The following is a 17287-nucleotide window of genomic DNA, read 5'->3' as shown; positions in this document are numbered from 1 at the left end:
TCGTGCGCCCGCAGCGCCTGGAGGCAGCGTCCTCAGTTCCGTAGCGGACGAGCGGCCTGGATCGGGGGCCGCTGGCCGGTGGGCTTCGGGTTGACGCTCAAATGGCGCGTCTGCCGTTCGGCCCAGGCGACGGAGGTCATAAAGACCAGGAAGGCGCTGATAATGGCGCCCAGAGCGAGGATGTTGGCTGCAGTCATGACAGGCTCCGTTTTTCGACGGAACCAATATCGAGCTCCAGATTGTAGCCTGCCTTGATCGAAATCAACCGATCTCTTTGACCCAATAGGCGATTTTCCGGAATTGCCCGTAAATTGCCGTTATTTTGATCCGATTGCTCAGGCGACGATCGCCTGCTCGGTCGCTGCATCGAACAGATGGATGCGGGATGGGTCGACGGTCAGGCAGATTCGGTCGTCCTTGCGCACCGGCAAGGTGCCGTCGACGATGGCGCGCAGCCGCGTGCGGGCCGAGCTCAGCTCCTCGCCATCCTCCGAAACACCGGCCGCGACCACCGCCGCGCCGTCGAGATCGAGATGGACGAGCAGGCTGGCGCCGAGATCCTCGACGAACGCCACGCGGCCGGAGAGCTTGCCCGGGCCAGGCGTGGGGTCGTCGACGAACTGGAAGGCCTCGGGGCGGATGCCGGCGATGATGTCCCGGCCGGCGAAGCGCGCAATACCGGGGCGGGCGGCAAGCGACGCCGGGTCGAGCGCGATCGTCAACTCGCCGAGCTTCAGCGCGGGGCCGCCCTCGGTGGCGATGACTTGACCGGGCAGCAGGTTCATCGGCGGCGAACCGATGAAGCCGGCGACGAACAGATTGGCCGGCGCGTCATAGAGCGTGCGCGGGGCGGCGAGTTGCTGCAGAACGCCCTTGTTCATGACGGCGACGCGGTCGCCCATCGTCATCGCCTCGACCTGGTCATGCGTGACATAGACGGTGGTGACGCCGGTCATCTTCTGCAGATGCGCGATCTCTGCTCGCATCTGGCCGCGCAGCCGCGCGTCGAGATTGGAAAGCGGCTCGTCCATCAGGAAGGCTTTTGGCGAGCGCACGAGGGCGCGGCCCATGGCGACGCGCTGGCGTTGGCCGCCGGAAAGCCGCCCCGGCTTGCGGTCGAGCAGGTCGGAAAGCTCCAGCAGCTTGGCCGTCTCCTCGACCTTGGCGCGGATTTCCGCCTTGTCGGAGCCGCGCACCCGCAGGCCGAAGCCGATATTGTCGGCGACCGAGAGATGCGGATAGAGCGCGTAGGACTGGAACACCATGGCGATGTTGCGGTCGCGCGGCGACAGGTCGTTGGCGACCGCGCCGTCGATGACCAGCGAGCCGTCGGAGATTTCCTCCAGCCCCGCGATCATGCGCAGCGCCGTCGACTTGCCACAGCCGGACGGGCCGACCAGCACCAGAAACTCGCCATCGGCGATCTTCAAATCGAGCGCGTTGACGGCGAGCTGGCCGTCATCATAGCGCTTGGTCACCCGCTCAAAGACGATCTCGGCCATTGCCATTCCCTCATGTCGGAAGGCGAGCGTGCCACGCCCGGGGACCGCCTGTCAAAGCCGAGGAGTGCTGCAATTTCAACCGTTTCGGTGCCTTATTCGGCATGTTCGGTTGGCGCTATCCGGCGGGCGGAATCTCGAACACGCGGATGATCTCGACCATCTTGGCGACGCTCTCTTCCGAGGTGACGTCGAGCGTCGGCGCGGTGGCGAAACCGAGTGCGACGGCCTCCGGCGCCACGGCCTGGCTGCCCGTCCGGCACGAAGCATGGATCTCGCGCGCGCCGGTCCTGTCGAGGATATGCGCGACATTGTCCGGCCGCACGCCCGAGCCCGGCATGATCGCCAGCCGGTCGCCGGCACGTTGCACCAGTTCGGCCAGCAGCGGCACGCCGTCCATCGCCTTGCGCTCGCGACCCGAGGTCAGGATGCGTTCGAAGCCGAGCGAGACGGCCGTCTCCAGCGCCTCGAACGGATCCGGCACGAGGTCGAAGGCGCGATGCAGGGTGGCGCCGAGACCTTCGGCATGGCTGCGCAGATAGAACAGTGCCTCGGCATCGAGCTTTCCGCGCGGTTCCGATGCGCCCAGCACGACGCCGGCGAGGCCGGCGGCGCGAGCGGCGTCGATGTCGCGGCGCATCTGGTCGATTTCGCCGGGCGAGAAGACGAAATCGCCCTCGCGCGGCCGGATCATCGCATAGACCGGCACGCCCGCTTTGGCGGCGATCTTCATCAGGCCGGGGGAGGGCGTCAGCCCGCCGATCGACAATGCGCTGCAGAGTTCGATGCGGTCGGCGCCGCCATGGATGGCTGCGGCTAGGCCGTCGGGCGTGTCGACGCAGATTTCAAGCTGGATTTTCATGGGCGCCATTGGATCATGCCGGAAGTTCTTCCGCCAGCATCGCCGCGCCGATCAGGCCACTGGCGCCGCGCGTCCGGCCGGGGACGACCAGCGGCGTGTCATAGCGGCCGAGCACGCGCGCCCGCACGGCGAGGTCGATCCGCTCCAGCAGCGCCGGATCGGAGGAGAGCCCGCCGCCGACCGGGATGACCCAGGGGCCGATGGTGTTGACGATCACCGAAAGTGGCCCGGCGATCAGTTCCACGAAGGCGTCGACCGTGCGCGCAGCATCGGCATCGCCGGCGTGCCAGGCCTGCGTGATCTCGTGGCTGGTCAGGCTTGCGCCGGTGAACGCTCCGTGGATCCGCTCCAGCCCGCGCGCCGAGCCATAGCTGTCGAGGCAGCCGATCTGGCCGCAGCCGCAGCGGATGACCGGGATGCCGCGCGCCGCGACAGCCTCCGCCAGAATGGGGCCATGGCCCCATTCGCCGGTGACGCCGTTGGCGCCGCGCACCATGCGGCCGCCGATCACCAGCCCGCCGCCAACGCCGGTGCCCAGGATGGCACCGAAGACGATCGGCTTGCCCCGGCCGGCGCCGACCGTTGCCTCGGCCAGCGCGAAGCAGTCGGCGTCATTGCCGACCCGCACGGGCACACCGAGCGCTGCGGAGATCTCGTTCTCCAGATGGTGACCATTCACGACGGGGACGTTGGCGGCCTGCGCGATGCCGGTGGCGCTGTCCGTGGTGCCGGCGATCGAGATGCCGATCCGCGTCGCATGGCCGCCGTCGGCGGCGACGAGCGATCGCAGGGCGGCGACGAAATCGCCCCAGTTCGTGTGCGGGGTCGGGAGGGTCGCGCGGTTGGTCACCGCGCCCTCCCGGTCGACACGGGCGAACTCGATCTTGGAGCCGCCAATGTCGAAGGCTGCGGTAACGGACATCTCGTCTCCCGGATCAGGCGAGCGGTGCAAAATGCTGGCGCTCGCCGCCGATGAACACGTCGAGGACGGAGAGATCCCCGGCGAGATGGACGAAGTCGGCGCGCGAACCCGGCGCGATCCGGCCATGCGTTCGATCGATGCCGAGGAACTGCGCCGGATAGAGCGAGGCCATGCGCAACGTCTCGTCCAGGCCGATGCCGACCGTGCCGGTCATGAAGCGGATGGCGCCGACCATGTCGAGATCGGAGCCGGCCAGCGTGCCGTCGTCCAGTGTCAGCTTGCCGTTCTCGCGGGTAATGGTGCGGCCGTTGAGCTCGAACTCGGTCATGGTCGTGCCGATCGTCGACATGGCGTCGGTGACGATGAAGATGCGGCCCGGGGCGCGCTTGGCGCGCAGCGCATTGGCAATCGCCGCCGGATGGACGTGCAGCCCGTCCGGGATGATGCCGCACCAGGCGTCGGCGCTGTCGAGCGCCGCGCCGACGACGCCCGGCGAGCGGTGGCCAAGCTGGCTCATCGCATTGAAGAGATGGGTGATGCCGCGCGCGCCGGCATTGAAGGCCGCCATGGCGGTTTCATAGGAGGCGTCGGAATGGCCGATGGCGACATGGACACCGGCCGCCGTCAGTCGGGCGATCTGCGCCGGCGGCACGGTTTCGGCGGCAACCGTGGTCAGCACATGCTGGAGCCCGGTCGAGATCAGCCGCTCCAGATCGGCCTCGTCCATCGCGCGGATGAAGCCCGGATTATGCGCGCCCTTGCGGGCGATCGAGAGGTGCGGTCCCTCAATATGCAGGCCGAGGCAACCCGGTACGCCGGCGGCGATGGCGTCGCGCGCGGCGGCGATCACAGCCTCGGTCACGGCGGGCGTGTCGGTGATCAGCGTCGGCAACAGCGCCGTGGTGCCGTAGCGGGCATGCGCGGTGCAGATGGTGCGGATGCCCTCGACCGTCGCGGCGCTATTCAGCAGTGCGCCGCCGCCGCCATTGACCTGTGCGTCGACGAAGCCGGGCGCCAGAAGGCCGCCCTCCAGGTCGATCGTGGCCACGCCTTCCGGCAGGCCGCCGGGCCCGACGATATCGACGACCGTGCCGCCTTCGACAAGAATGGCGGCATCCCGGCGGCGCGTCGCGCCGTCGAACAATTCTGCGCCCCGATAGGCGGTCAGGTTCGGCATGGGCTCTTCCTGAAAATCCGTGTTGGCAGAATGGATAGCATGGCCGGTACCGCAAGGAACCGGCCACTTGTTCTTCACCTCTCCATCAGGGAGGCCTTCGCGTTCGCGTAGCGCCATCCTCAACATGCTGAGGAGACCCGAAGGGGCGTCTCGAAGCACGCAGAGCGTGGCCTCATCCAAATTTGCCCTCGGGCAGTGCGTCCTTCGAGACGGCTTGCGAAGCAAGCCTCCTCAGGATGTTGAGATCGAGACCTGCCCGACTGCCTCACGGGTTCGTTCCTAAACCCTCACCCGCCGGCCTCCGCCCATCGATCTCTCCTTCCCGGAGAGGTGATGGAAAGTGGCCCCTCCTAGACCGTCTCGGTCACCTTGTTGAGGCCGCGCGGTTTGTCGGGGTTGTAGCCTCGGGCCACGGCCACCGTTTCGGCAAAGCGGTAGAAGGAGAGCGCGATCGAAACCGGATCTGTCAGGGCGTGGCCGGTGGGGGCGATCGGCAGGCGCGGGCCGGGGATCGTCGCGGCTGTGGCGGTGAACACCTTGGCGCCGCGCGCATGCAGCGCCGAAACGGTCGCGACCATGCTGGGCGATGCCGCATCGTCCGGGATGAAGGCGATGAGCGGGAAGTTTTCGTCGACCAGGGACACCGGGCCATGCTGCAATTCGGCGCCGGAATAGGCCTCGGCATGCAGGATCGAGGTTTCCTTGAGCTTCAGCGCCGCTTCCTGCGCCACCGCGAAGCCGGGGCCACGGCCCAGCGTATAAAGCGACGAGGCGTTGACGACCATGTCGCGCGCTTCGCTCCAGTCGCATTCGAGCGCGGCGTCGAGCTTGTCGGGCAGGGCGGCGATGGCGGCCTGCAGATCCTTGTCCTGGCGCCACTCGGCGAGGATGGCGAGGCCGGCGACCACCGAGGTGATGTAGGACTTGGTCGAGGCGACGCTCTTTTCCGGACCGGCGCGCAGCGGCACGAAGATGTCGGCGAGCGACGCCAGCGGCGCGTCCTCGACATTGACGAGGGCGATGCTGGCGGCGCCGCCCTTCTTGGCGGCCTCGACCATGGCGAGCAGGTCCGGGCTCTTGCCGGATTGCGAGGTGGCGATCACCGCGCCGCCGGGCAGATGCAGCGGTGTCTTGTAGATCGAGGCGATGGAGGGGCCGAGCGAGGCGACCGGCACGCCGGTGGTGATCTCGCAGGCATATTTGAAGAAGGCGCTGGCGTGGTCGGACGAGCCGCGCGCCACGGTCACGATGACCTTGGGATCCAGGCTGCGCAGGCGCGCGCCGGCTTCGCGAATCGCGTCGCCGGATTGCTCCAGCAGGCGGCGGACGGCGGCCGGGGCTTCGTCGATCTCGGCGCGCATCAGGGTCGTGGTCATCGTCGTGTTCCTCTTTCCAACTCTAGCGCGGCGGCGCTTCGGTCAGGTTCAATTCGGCTACGAAATCATAGGCATCGCCGCGATAATGCGAGCGCGTGAACTCGACGATGCGGCCATCCGGCAGATAGGAGATGCGCTCGATCGCCAGCGCGGCGGAGCCGGCGGCGATGCCGAGCAGGCTGGCATCGGCGCTGCCGACATTCTCGGCGTTGAGGCGCTGCACGGCGCGCACCGGGCGCATGCCGACCGACGTCAGCGCATCATACAGCGAATTGGTGACGATCATCGGGTCGGGCAGGATCCGAGCCGGGATCACGGCGCGCTCGATCGCCATCGGCTCGTTGTCGGCAAGGCGCAGACGGTGGAGGCGCGAGACGCGCTCGGTCGGGGCGAGGCCGAGGATCATCGCCTCGGCCGAGGTCGGCATGCCGACGGAGCGCTCGATCCAACTGGCGGTGGGCACGAGGCCGCGGCTCTTCATGTCCTCGGTGAAGGAGGAGAGGCGGGACAGCGGCTGCTCGACGCGGCCGCCGCTGCGTGACACGAAGGTGCCGGAGCCGTGGCGCTGGCGCAGCACGCCATCGGCGACGAGGCCCTGGATCGCCTTGCGCACCGTCACGCGCGAGACGCCGAGCGAACTCGCCATGTCCCGCTCCGGCGGCAGCGCAGCATTGGCCGGCAGACGGCCATCCGAGATCGCGGCGCGGATCAGCGTCTGCAGGCGGAAATAGAGCGGGCCGCCTTCTTCGTCGGCGAGATGGTCGGGCGCGAAGAGGAAATCACTCATGCCGACACCCCGGCGGGAAGCAGCGTCGCGGCCAGGATCAGCGCGCCGTCGAGCGCATCGCCGACGGGCGGCGCGACATGGACGGCGATCCCGGGCGAGAGCCGCTCCGCATAAAGCGGCGCGAGGCCGCCCAGCAGGCTGATGCGCGCCGCGCCGAGCTCGACGAGCCGGTTCAGCGCCACTTCGATGTCGCGGGTGGCTTCCGCCAGGAGCGCCGAGGCGATGGCGTCGCCGGCGGCGGCGCGCTCGAACACCAGCGGGGCGAAAGTGCCGTAGTCGCGCGGCAGCGCCGTCTTGCAGAAGGTGACCATCCGGTCCGGCTTGCCGTCGAACTGCGCCAGCAGCGTGTCGGTCAGGGCGGTCGAGGGAACCAGCGAGTCATGCGCCAGCACGGCCTGGCGCATGGCCATATGGCCGAGCCAGGCGCCGCTGCCCTGGTCGCCGAGCTGGAAGCCCCAGCCGCCGACCGTGACGAAGACGCCGCCGGTCTGGACCACATAAGCAGTGCCGGTGCCGAGGATGGCGATGGCGCCATTGCCGTCGGGATGGGCGCCGCGACAGGCGATCCAGGCATCCATTTCCAGCGCGGTGCGGGCGAAGGGGAGGTCGGAGGCCAAGAAGCGTTCGGAGAGATCCGGGATGTTGGCGCCGGCGAGGCCGAGGCCCACGAGGCAGCGGCCGAGATCCGCGCCGCTCAATCCCCCCGCCACCAGGGCGCCCTCGACGGCGGCGACGATGTTGTCCCGCGCCGTCTCGACGCCCGCCAGGATGTTGGCCGTGCCGGTGACGCATTCGCCGATCGGCGTGCCGTCGGGCCAGCGGGCGCGTGCCCTGCAGCGGGTTCCGCCACCGTCGACGCCTACCAGAATCAATTGGCCAGCCCTTGCTATCGATCCGGACATGTCACCCGCTTCGAGCCGAAATGCGAGGTTGCAGGCGGCCGGAGGGCCCGATCCGGATGCCGATATCGATAATACCAAATTGAATCCAGTTGGGAAGACCGAATACCACTTCAGACCATGGTATCCTGGTTCTTATGGGAGTAAAAATAAGGCATTTAGGATCATGTATTTGAATTAGCATGATAAAATCGATTTGCATCGCCGCTTTTGGAAAAGTGGGCGGAAGCGCGTCCTTGCCGTCTGGACGCAATGGTACTTTGTTGGTATCGTTTTCCTGAGGACGTCAATGGGGGATGCTGGTTTCATGGCAATGCCGCGTACGGAAGTGGTGGAAGACCGCTTCGAGGGCATCGATCTCTGGCCGACCGCCGACGCGCTTGCCGCCTTGGCCGAAGGGCAGATTCGCGGCGCCATGTCGGTCCGCGGCGCCATTCCCGCGCTCGCCGCCGCCGCCGAACGGGCGGCCGAATGCCTCGCCAAGGGCGGTCGCCTCGTCTATTTCGGCGCCGGATCCTCGGGCCTGCTCGCCCTCGTCGATGCGCTCGAAATCCCGCAGACCTTCAGCGTGCCGCAGAGCCAGATCCTGGTGCTGATGGCCGGCGGCATGGCGATGACCGAGACGCTGACCGGCGGGCCGGAAGATATCGCCGAACTCGGCGTTGCCGACATCGAGGCCGCACGGCTTGGACCCGACGATTGCGTCGTTGCAGCGTCCGCCAGCGGATCGACCCCTTACACGGTCGCCGGCCTCGAAGCGGCGCGGAAGACGGGCGCGGCCACCGTGGCGATCGCCTGCAACGCCTCGGCGCCGCTGTTCGCCCATGCCCATATCGCCGTGTTCCTCGATTCCGGCCCGGAAGTGCTGGCGGGATCGACGCGGATGGCGGCGGGGACGGCGCAGAAGGCCGCCTTCAACATGCTCTCGACCATGATCGCCATCCGCCTCGGCCATGTGGTCGATGGGCAGATGGTCAATGTCCGCGCCGACAATGCCAAGCTGCGCGGCCGCGCCGCCCGCATCATCGCGCGGATCGCTCGGGTTGACGAGAAAACCGGCATCGCGGCGCTGGATGCCGCCGATGGCGAGGTGAAGCCCGCCATCCTGATCGCGGCCGGAGCGGCGGATGCCGCCCGCGCCGAGCAACTGCTCGCGGCCCATAAGGGCAATCTCCGCGCGGCGCTCGCTGCGCTCGGAACACGCGAAACCGCATAACCCGATGCTGCCGCACCAACGCGGCGGCACGGACCAGAGAGGAGTCATTTCATGAACAATCTCAGGAAGACCCTGCTTGCGACGACGGTCGCAGCGATCGGCGCGAGCTTCGCTGCCCCGGCCTTCGCCGAGGACGTCACGCTGACGATCGAAAGCTGGCGCAATGACGATCTGCCGATCTGGCAGGAGAAGCTGATCCCGGCTTTCGAGGCCAAGCATCCCGGCATCAAGCTGAACTTCGCCCCGTCCGCTCCGACCGAATATGACGCGGCGCTCGGCGCCAAGCTCGACGCGGGCTCGGCCGGCGACATCATCACCTGCCGTCCGTTCGACAAGTCGCTGGCGCTGTTCCAGAAGGGCCAGCTCGCCTCGCTGAACGACGTCGCCGGCATGGACAAGTTCTCGTCCGTCGCCAAGTCCGCCTGGATCACCGATGACGGCAAGGACACGTTCTGCGTGCCGGTCGCCGCCGTCATCCATGGCTTCATCTACAACAAGGAAGCCTTCGACAAGCTCGGCATTTCCGTGCCGCAAACCGAAGACGAATTCTTCGCCGCGCTCGAGAAGATCAAGGCCGACGGCACCTATATCCCGCTCGCCATGGGCACCAAGGATCTCTGGGAAGCCGCGACCATGGGCTACCAGAACATCGGTCCGAACTACTGGAAGGGTGAAGAGGGCCGTCTCGCCCTGATCGCCGGCAAGCAGAAGCTGACTGATCCGCAGTGGGTCGAGCCCTTCGCGACGCTCGCCAAGTGGGCGCCCTATATGGGCGACGGCTTCGAGGCCCAGACCTATCCGGACAGCCAGAACCTGTTCACGCTCGGCCGCGCCGCCATCTACCCGGCCGGCTCGTGGGAAATCTCGGGCTTCAACCAGCAGGCCCAGTTCAAGATGGGTGCGTTCCCGCCGCCGGTGAAGAAGGCCGGCGACGAATGCTACATCTCCGACCACACCGATCTCGCGATCGGCATGAACGCCAAGACGGCGCATCCGGAACAGGCGAAGCAGTTCCTTGCCTGGGTCGCTTCGCCCGAATTCGCCGAGATCTACGCCAACGCGCTGCCGGGCTTCTTCAGCCTGTCCTCGACGCCGGTGAAGATGCAGGACCCGCTCGCCGAGGAGTTCGTCTCCTGGCGCGAGAAGTGCAAGCCGACGATCCGCTCGACCTACCAGATCCTGTCGCGCGGCACGCCGAACCTCGAGAACGAGACCTGGACGGAATCGGCCAATGTGATCAACGGCACGGATACGCCGCAGGTCGCCGCCGAGAAGCTGCAGAAGGGCCTGGACGCCTGGTACAAGCCGGCGGCCGCTAAGTAATTCAGGGAAGGCCCTCACCCCAGCCCTCTCCCGTGGACGGGAGAGGGGGCAATCGAGGCAAGCCGCAAGGTTTGTGACGATCGCCGTGGAAAAGCCCTCGCCCGCTTGCGGGAGAGGGTGGGGTGAGGGGCTTCCTTCGAGATCGACGTTCCGGACGCCGCATGCGCCCGGAACGATTTCCAAGCCGCGAAAGAGATGGCCCGGGATGACCACGATCGATGCTACCGACGCCGTCGCCAAGCGCCCCGTCCGCTGGCACATCACCGTATTCCTGGCGCCGGCCGTCCTGATCTACACCGCCGTGATGATCCTGCCGCTGATCGAGACGCTGCGGCTGTCGCTGTTCAACGTCCAGAACGGCCAGTCGATCTTCGTCGGCTTCGACAATTTCAAGGTGCTGTTCGGCGATGACCGCTGGTCGGTCTCGTTCTGGAACGCACTGAAGAACAATCTCGTCTTCTTCGTCATCCACATGCTGGTGCAGAACCCGATCGGCATCGCGCTGGCAGCGCTGCTGTCGCTGCCGGTCCTGCGGCTGCGCGGCTTCTACCGCACCGCGATCTTCCTGCCGACCATTCTTTCCTTCGTGATCGTCGGCTTCATCTGGAAGCTGATCCTGTCGCCGATCTGGGGCGTCGCGCCCTTCCTGATGGATCTGGTCTGGCTGAAGCCGTTCTTCGGACCCTGGCTCGGCAAGCCGGGCAGCGCGCTGATCACGGTGTCGCTGGTCTCAGTTTGGCAGAACATCGGCATCCCGATGATGCTGATCTACGCGGCACTGCTGTCGATCCCGGACGAGGTGATCGAGGCGGCGGAATGCGACGGCGTCACCGGCTGGGCCCAGTTCTTCAAGATCAAGCTGCCGCTGATCCTGCCGACCATCGGCATCGTCTCGATCCTGACCTTCGTCGGCAATTTCAACGCCTTCGACCTTGTCTACACCATGCAGGGCGCGCTGGCCGGGCCGGACGGATCGACCGACATCCTCGGCACCTTCCTCTACCGCACCTTCTTCGGCTTCCAGCTGCAGGTCGGTGACCGCTCGATGGGTGCGACCATCGCCACGGTGATGTTCCTGATCATCCTGGCCGGCGTCAGCCTCTATCTCTTCGTCATCCAGCGGCGCATCCGCCGCTACCAGTTCTGAGGCGGGTCATGTCGAAAGCACGTTCTTCGCTCGCCCGTTCCGGCTTCGTCCATCTGGCGCTGGGCGGCTACACCCTGCTGGCGCTGTTCCCGATCTTCCTGGTCATCGCCAACTCTTTCAAGACGCGCGCCGGCATCTTTTCCGCGCCGCTGCAGCTGCCGAACGCCACCACTTTCAGCTGGATCGGCTACCAGACCGTGCTGAAGCAGGGCGACTTTCTCGGCTATTTCCAGAACAGCCTGATCGTCACCATCGTGTCGATCTTCCTGGTGCTGCTGTTCGGCGCCATGGCCGCCTTCGCGCTGTCGGAATATCGCTTCCGCGGCAACACGATGATGGGCCTTTACCTGGCGCTCGGCATCATGATCCCGATCCGGCTCGGCACGGTGGCGATCCTGCAGGGCATGGTGGCGACCGGCCTCGTCAACACGCTGACGGCGCTGATCCTCGTCTATACCGCGCAGGGGCTGCCGCTCGCGGTATTCATCCTGTCGGAATTCATGCGCAACGTCTCGGACGATCTGAAGAACGCCGGCCGGGTCGATGGTCTCTCCGAATACACGATCTTCTACCGCCTGGTGCTGCCGCTGGTCCGGCCCGCCATGGCGACGGTCGCCGTCTTCACCATGATTCCGATCTGGAACGACCTCTGGTTCCCGCTGATCCTGGCGCCGAGCGAGGCGACCAAGACGGTGACGCTGGGCGCGCAGATGTTCATCGGCCAATACGTCACCAACTGGAACGCCGTGCTGTCGACGCTGTCGCTGGCGATCCTGCCGGTGCTGGTTCTCTACCTGATCTTCTCGCGCCAGCTGATCCGCGGCATCACCGCCGGCGCGGTGAAGTGACTTTTGCGCCGAAACTCGGCCCGTTCTCTCTGATGGCAGGTTGCTGACCCATGACTCGTCCCCTTCGCGTATTCGTCGCCGGCCTCGGTCAGATGGGGCGCAGCCATGCGCTGGCCTATCACGCCAATCCGGGCTTCGAGATCGTCGGCATGTACAACCGTTCCGAGGTCGACCTGCCGGCGGAGCTGATGGCCTATCCGCGCGTCGAGAGCTTTGAAGCGGGGCTGGCGCTGAAGCCGGATGTCGTTTCGGTCAACACCTATACGGACAGCCACGCGCCCTTCGCGATTGCGGCGATGGAGGCGGGCGCGCATGTCTTCGTCGAGAAGCCGCTGGCGGCCAACGCCGCCGATGCGCGTTCGGTCGTCGAGGCGGCCAAGCGGACGGGCAAGAAGCTCGTCATCGGCTACATCCTGCGCCATCACCCGTCTTGGATCGGCTTCATCGCCAAGGCGCGCGAGCTCGGCCCGCCCTTCGTCATGCGCATGAATCTGAACCAGCAGTCGTCGGGGCCGAGCTGGCACATCCACAAGCAGCTGATGCAGACGACCTCGCCGCTGGTCGATTGCGGCGTCCATTATGTCGACGTCATGTGCCAGATCACCGACGCCCGGCCGGTCGAGGTTCGCGGCATGGGCGTGCGTCTCTCCAACGAGATCGCCGAGACCCAGGTCAATTACGGCCATCTGCAGGTGATCTTCGAGGATGGCTCGGTCGGCTGGTATGAAGCCGGCTGGGGCCCGATGATCTCCGAGACCGCCTTCTTCGTGAAGGACGTGATGAGCCCGAAGGGCGCCGTCTCGATCGTCATGGATGAGGGCGCGAAGTCGGACGATGTCGACACCCACACCAAGACGGCGCGCATCCGCGTCCATCATTCCGAACTCAAGGCGGATGGTTCGTTCGAGCGCGCCGATGAATGGTTCTCGACCGAGGACGAGCCTGGCCACCAGGCGCTTTGCGACCGCGAGCAGGCCTATCTGCTGAAGGCGATCCGCGACGACATCGACCTGACCCGCCACATGCAGGACGCCATCACTTCACTGGAAATCGCGCTGGCCGCCGAGGTCAGCATGCGCGAGGGCAGGGTGGTGAAGCTGTGACCTGGCATATCGACAGAGTTTTCCTGGGCCGACGCTCAGCCAACGATCACGAAGGATAAGCCCGTGAGCGCACTGACCCTCCAGAACGTCACCAAGCGCTTCGGATCGACCGATGTCATCCGCGGCGTCGATCTCGAGGTCTCCGAGGGCGAGTTCGTCGTCTTCGTCGGCCCGTCAGGCTGCGGAAAGTCGACGCTGCTGCGCATCATCGCGGGCCTCGAGGACCAGACCTCCGGCCACGTGACGATCGCCGGGAAGAATGTCGACGTGACGCCGCCCGCCAAGCGCGGCATCGCCATGGTGTTCCAGAGCTACGCGCTCTATCCGCACCTGACGGTGAAGGGCAACATGGGCCTGGCGCTGAAGCAGGAGGGCGTCGAGAAGAGCGAGATCGAGCGCCGGATCGCTGCCGCTGCCAAGATGCTGCATCTCGACCCGCTGCTCGATCGCCGGCCTTCCGAGCTTTCCGGCGGCCAGCGCCAGCGCGTCGCCATCGGCCGGGCCATCGTGCGGCAGCCAAAACTGTTCCTGTTCGACGAGCCGCTGTCCAATCTCGATGCGGCGCTTCGCGTCAATACGCGCATCGAGATCGCCAATCTGCACCGCCTGCTGGGCGGCACGATGATCTATGTGACGCATGACCAGGTCGAGGCGATGACGCTGGCCGACAAGATCGTCGTCCTGAGCGCCGGCAAGATCGAGCAGGTCGGCCGCCCGATCGATCTCTACAACAAGCCGGCCAATCTCTTCGTCGCCGGCTTCATCGGTTCGCCGAAGATGAATTTCCTCACCGGCGCGCCGGCGGAAAAGCTGGGCGCCACGACGATCGGCATCCGGCCCGAGCACGTTCGCATCGTGCCGACCGGCGGCAATTGGGAAGGCAAGGTCAGCCATCTCGAGAAACTGGGCTCCGACACCTTCGTCTATGTCGCCGTCGAAGGCGCCGACATGGTGACGGTCCGCATCGTCGGCCAGGAAGATTTCGAGGTCGGCGCGACGGTCGGCCTCGCCGCCGACGAGACGCATATCCACCGCTTCGACAGGGGCGGCCGGGCGATTTGATTCCGGTGAAGGGCCGGAGATACAAGCTCGCCGTCATCCCTGACGCAGCGAAGCGGAGATCCGGGATCCATGCATCCGGGTTTTTGGGAGTCTTAAGCGGCCAAGGTCTACGCTCGCCGTCATCCCGGCTCGGGAGCCGGGATGACGGCGAGCGTGATTGTCCGTTGTGCCCTGTCCTGCCGGAGACGCGCTTCCTTCACCTCTCCCTGAGGGAGAGGTCGACGGCCGCAGGTCGGCGGGTGAGGGTTTACGGCCTTACCGCTTGATCTCTGCATTCTGAGCTTTATCCGGATGGTTCCCTAAACCCTCACCCGGCTCTTCGAGCCGACCTCTCCCTCAGGGAGAGGTGAGAGGCTGATGTCCCCTTTATGGGAGCCGTCGCGCGCGTTCTATCGCCCGCTTGCGGGAGAGGGACAGGGTGACAGGCTTTCTGCCCGTCTCCGGACCCTCCGCCCCTTGCACGGAACGGCCCCCCGGTGCCAGTGTCGCGCGGAATCGGACTGGCGGGTGACATGACCAAGAACATCGTAATCATCGGCGGCGGCCATGCCGGCGCGCAGGCCGCGGCGAGCCTCCGCTCGGACGGATTTGACGGCAGGGTCACGCTCGTCTCGGCCGAGCGCGAGATCCCCTATCACCGCCCGCCGCTCTCGAAAGGCTTCATCAAGGCCGAGGGCGACGAGCTGCAAGAGCTGCGCCCGGCCGCCTTCTACGAGAAGAATGCCGTCGATCTGGTGCTGGGTTCGGAAGTGACCGCCATCGACCGCGACGCAGGGTTGGTGCGGCTCGGAGCCGACAGCCTGCCCTTCGACGGGCTGGTGCTCGCGACCGGCGCGCGCGTCCGCGTGCCGCCGGTACCCGGCATCGATCTCGAAAACATCTTCCTGCTGCGCACCGCCGAGGACGCGCGCCGGCTGAAGCGGCGCTTCGCGATGGCGCGGGATGTCGTCGTGGTTGGCGGCGGCTTCATCGGCCTGGAGCTGGCCGCGACCGCGCGCCTGCTCGGCAAGACCGTGACCGTGCTGGAAGCCGCGCCGCGCCTCATGGGCCGCGTCGTGGCGCCGGCGATCTCGGCCTATTTCCTCGACCTGCACCGCGCCATGGGCACGACGATCCGGTTGGAGACTCCGGTCCACGGCATCATTGGCGAGAACGGCCAGGCCGTCGCGGTCGAGACGCTGTCCGGCGAGCGCATTCCCGCCGACACGGTGATCGTCGGCGTCGGCGTGGTGCCGAATGTCGAACTGGCGGAGGCCGCCGGCCTGCATGTCGCCAATGGCATCGTCGTCGACGAGGCGATGCGCACGTCCGATCCGCGCATCGTCGCGGCCGGCGACGCGGTGTCGTTCCATCATTGGGCGCTGGGCCGTTCGGTGCGGCTCGAAAGCGTGCAGAACGCCGTCGACCAGGCAAAGACCGGCGTCGCGGCGCTGCTCGGCAAGGGCGAGGCCTATCGCGCCGTGCCATGGTTCTGGTCGGATCAGGGCGACGCCAAGCTGCAGATGGTCGGCCTTTCCAACGACGCCAATTCCAGCGTCCTGCGCGGCAGGCCGGAGGACGGCTCGTTCTCCGTGTTCCATTACCGCGACGACGAACTGGTCGCGATCGACTCGGTCAACCGCGCCGGCGATCACATGCTGGGCCGCCGCATGCTGGGATCCGGCTTCCAGCTCGACAAGGCGGTGGCGGCGGACGAGGGCGTGGATCTGAAGAAGCTGGTTCTGGCCGGCTGAACCGAGCCGGCCGGTCTGGTGCCGCGCCGGTTCCATGCTAGGCTTTGCAACGGCCGGTAGCTGTCGCAGAGCTTTGATCATGGGGTCGCGCATGTCCGATACGCCGCTTTCCATCTTTGGCCGCCCGTCCTTGCCCAAGGGACCGACCGAGGGGCCGCTGACGGTCGAGGAGTTGCAGCTCGCGGCGCGCAACCACGCCATGCCGCTTGAGGCGCTGCGGTACGACATCACCCCGGCGGGCCTGCATTACCTGCTGATCCATTTCGACATTCCGATGATCGATCCCGCCGACTGGCGGCTTTCGATCGAAGGCTCCGTCGCGCGCCGCCTCGAGCTGACCCTGGACGACATCCGCGCGCGGCCCCGCGTCAGCCTGCCGGTCACGCTCGAATGCGCCGGCAATGGCCGTTCGCGCCTGCATCCGCGGCCGGTCAGCCAGCCCTGGGTGACGGAGGCGGTCGGTACGGCGCTGTGGACCGGCACGCCGCTCTCCGGCCTGCTGGCCGAGGCCGGCGTGCAAGCCGATGCCGTCGAGATCGTCTTCACCGGCGCCGACCATGGCTTCGAGAAGGGCGAGGAGCTGGATTACGCCCGCAGCCTGCCGGTCGACTATGCCAACCGGCCGGAAATCCTGCTTGCCTATGAGATGAACGGCCAGCCCCTGCTGCCGCAGCACGGCTTTCCGCTGCGCCTGCTGGTACCGGGCTGGTACGGCATGGCCAGCGTCAAATGGCTGAACCGGATCGAGGCGGTGAACCGTCCGTTCCAGGGCTACTATCAGGCGACCAACTACCATTATCGAAGCGGCCCGGACGATCCCGGCGTGCCGGTGCAGCGCATCCGGCCGCGCGCGCTGCTGGTGCCGCCGGGCGATCCCGATTTTTTGACGCGCCAGCGCACGCTGGGCGCCGGGCCGTGCCGGATCGAGGGCCGGGCCTGGTCGGGCGAGGCGCCGATCGAGCGGGTGGAGTTCGGGGTCGATGGCGGCTGGACCGCGGCGGAGCTGGATCCGCCGCAGGGGGAGTTCGCCTGGCGGCGCTGGACCTGCCTCTGGGAAGCGGAGCCCGGCGAGCACGTGCTGTCCTGCCGGGCGATCGATGCGGCCGGCAATATCCAGCCGATCGAACCGAACTGGAACTGGATCGGCGTCGGCAACAACATGGCCCAGGCCATTCCCGTCACCGTGCGCTGAGGCGAGCGCGGCAAAAGGGCTCGCGCCCGTCCAGCGCACGCCTCGTTACCTCTCCCTGAGGGAGAGGTCGGAGCGAAGCTTCGGGTGAGGTTTTAGGAAACTATCCGGTTAGGCCGTAAACCCTCACCCGCCGGCCTACGG

The 17287-nt window shown here is 66.8% G+C and carries 16 protein-coding genes; 8 read left to right on the top strand and 8 right to left on the bottom strand.

Annotated features, from left to right (window positions below; translation table 11 throughout):
• Positions 1 to 32: 32 nt before the first annotated feature.
• The 8 genes from ABIE08_RS09335 to ABIE08_RS09300 form a co-directional block, all read right to left on the bottom strand.
• On the bottom strand, positions 33 to 197 hold the full coding sequence (locus ABIE08_RS09335; protein WP_354550474.1) for a hypothetical protein: 165 nt from the start codon (positions 195 to 197) through the stop codon (positions 33 to 35).
• A 138-nt stretch (positions 198 to 335) separates the two neighbouring features.
• The gene (locus tag ABIE08_RS09330; RefSeq protein ID WP_354550473.1) at positions 336 to 1502 is read right to left on the bottom strand and encodes an ABC transporter ATP-binding protein; all 1167 of its coding nucleotides are present in this window, start codon (positions 1500 to 1502) and stop codon (positions 336 to 338) included.
• Between the two features lie 115 nt (positions 1503 to 1617).
• Complete coding sequence (locus ABIE08_RS09325; protein WP_354550472.1) at positions 1618 to 2361, bottom strand: copper homeostasis protein CutC; 744 nt, start codon at positions 2359 to 2361, stop codon at positions 1618 to 1620.
• Positions 2362 to 2374: 13 nt separating this feature from the next.
• Positions 2375 to 3283, bottom strand: a complete 909-nt coding sequence (locus ABIE08_RS09320) for an ROK family protein (protein WP_354550471.1) — start codon at positions 3281 to 3283, stop codon at positions 2375 to 2377.
• A gap of 13 nt (positions 3284 to 3296) precedes the next feature.
• Positions 3297 to 4460, bottom strand: coding sequence for an N-acetylglucosamine-6-phosphate deacetylase (nagA, locus tag ABIE08_RS09315; protein ID WP_354550469.1), 1164 nt, complete (start codon positions 4458 to 4460; stop codon positions 3297 to 3299).
• A 350-nt stretch (positions 4461 to 4810) separates the two neighbouring features.
• Positions 4811 to 5836, bottom strand: a complete 1026-nt coding sequence (locus tag ABIE08_RS09310) for an SIS domain-containing protein (protein WP_354550468.1) — start codon at positions 5834 to 5836, stop codon at positions 4811 to 4813.
• A gap of 22 nt (positions 5837 to 5858) precedes the next feature.
• Positions 5859 to 6623 (bottom strand): GntR family transcriptional regulator, encoded by a 765-nt coding sequence (locus tag ABIE08_RS09305; protein ID WP_354550467.1) that lies wholly within the window; start codon positions 6621 to 6623, stop codon positions 5859 to 5861.
• A complete protein-coding gene (locus ABIE08_RS09300) occupies positions 6620 to 7495 on the bottom strand; it encodes a BadF/BadG/BcrA/BcrD ATPase family protein (RefSeq protein ID WP_354550465.1) in 876 nt (291 codons plus the stop codon). Before ABIE08_RS09300 ends, ABIE08_RS09305 begins: the two co-directional genes overlap by 4 nt.
• Positions 7496 to 7829: 334 nt before the next feature.
• Between ABIE08_RS09300 and ABIE08_RS09295 the strand changes: the two genes are divergently transcribed.
• The 8 genes from ABIE08_RS09295 (at position 7830) to ABIE08_RS09260 (ending at position 17146) form a co-directional block, all read left to right on the top strand.
• Positions 7830 to 8738, top strand: a complete 909-nt coding sequence (locus ABIE08_RS09295) for an N-acetylmuramic acid 6-phosphate etherase (protein WP_354550464.1) — start codon at positions 7830 to 7832, stop codon at positions 8736 to 8738.
• Between the two features lie 51 nt (positions 8739 to 8789).
• Positions 8790 to 10061: an ABC transporter substrate-binding protein gene (locus ABIE08_RS09290; protein ID WP_354550463.1), complete on the top strand. Its 1272-nt coding sequence runs from the start codon at positions 8790 to 8792 to the stop codon at positions 10059 to 10061.
• Positions 10062 to 10266: 205 nt separating this feature from the next.
• Entirely contained in the window at positions 10267 to 11208 is a 942-nt protein-coding gene (locus ABIE08_RS09285) for a carbohydrate ABC transporter permease (protein ID WP_354550461.1), read from the top strand.
• 8 nt (positions 11209 to 11216) lie between these two features.
• The gene (locus tag ABIE08_RS09280) at positions 11217 to 12056 is read left to right on the top strand and encodes a carbohydrate ABC transporter permease (protein ID WP_354550460.1); all 840 of its coding nucleotides are present in this window, start codon (positions 11217 to 11219) and stop codon (positions 12054 to 12056) included.
• A gap of 50 nt (positions 12057 to 12106) precedes the next feature.
• Positions 12107 to 13159 (top strand): Gfo/Idh/MocA family protein, encoded by a 1053-nt coding sequence (locus tag ABIE08_RS09275; RefSeq protein ID WP_354550459.1) that lies wholly within the window; start codon positions 12107 to 12109, stop codon positions 13157 to 13159.
• 63 nt (positions 13160 to 13222) lie between these two features.
• Positions 13223 to 14221, top strand: coding sequence for an ABC transporter ATP-binding protein (locus tag ABIE08_RS09270; RefSeq protein WP_354550457.1), 999 nt, complete (start codon positions 13223 to 13225; stop codon positions 14219 to 14221).
• Positions 14222 to 14733: 512 nt separating this feature from the next.
• Positions 14734 to 15954 carry an NAD(P)/FAD-dependent oxidoreductase gene (locus tag ABIE08_RS09265; protein ID WP_354550456.1) on the top strand — a complete coding sequence of 407 codons (1221 nt, stop codon included), beginning with the start codon at positions 14734 to 14736 and terminating at the stop codon, positions 15952 to 15954.
• Positions 15955 to 16045: 91 nt separating this feature from the next.
• Positions 16046 to 17146 carry a sulfite oxidase gene (locus ABIE08_RS09260; protein WP_354550455.1) on the top strand — a complete coding sequence of 367 codons (1101 nt, stop codon included), beginning with the start codon at positions 16046 to 16048 and terminating at the stop codon, positions 17144 to 17146.
• Positions 17147 to 17287: the final 141 nt, after the last annotated feature.

The organism is Kaistia defluvii (assembly GCF_040548815.1).
In the GTDB taxonomy this organism is placed as follows: Bacteria; Pseudomonadota; Alphaproteobacteria; order Rhizobiales; family Kaistiaceae; genus Kaistia; species Kaistia defluvii_A.
This window is presented reverse-complemented; position numbering and strand designations above follow the sequence as displayed.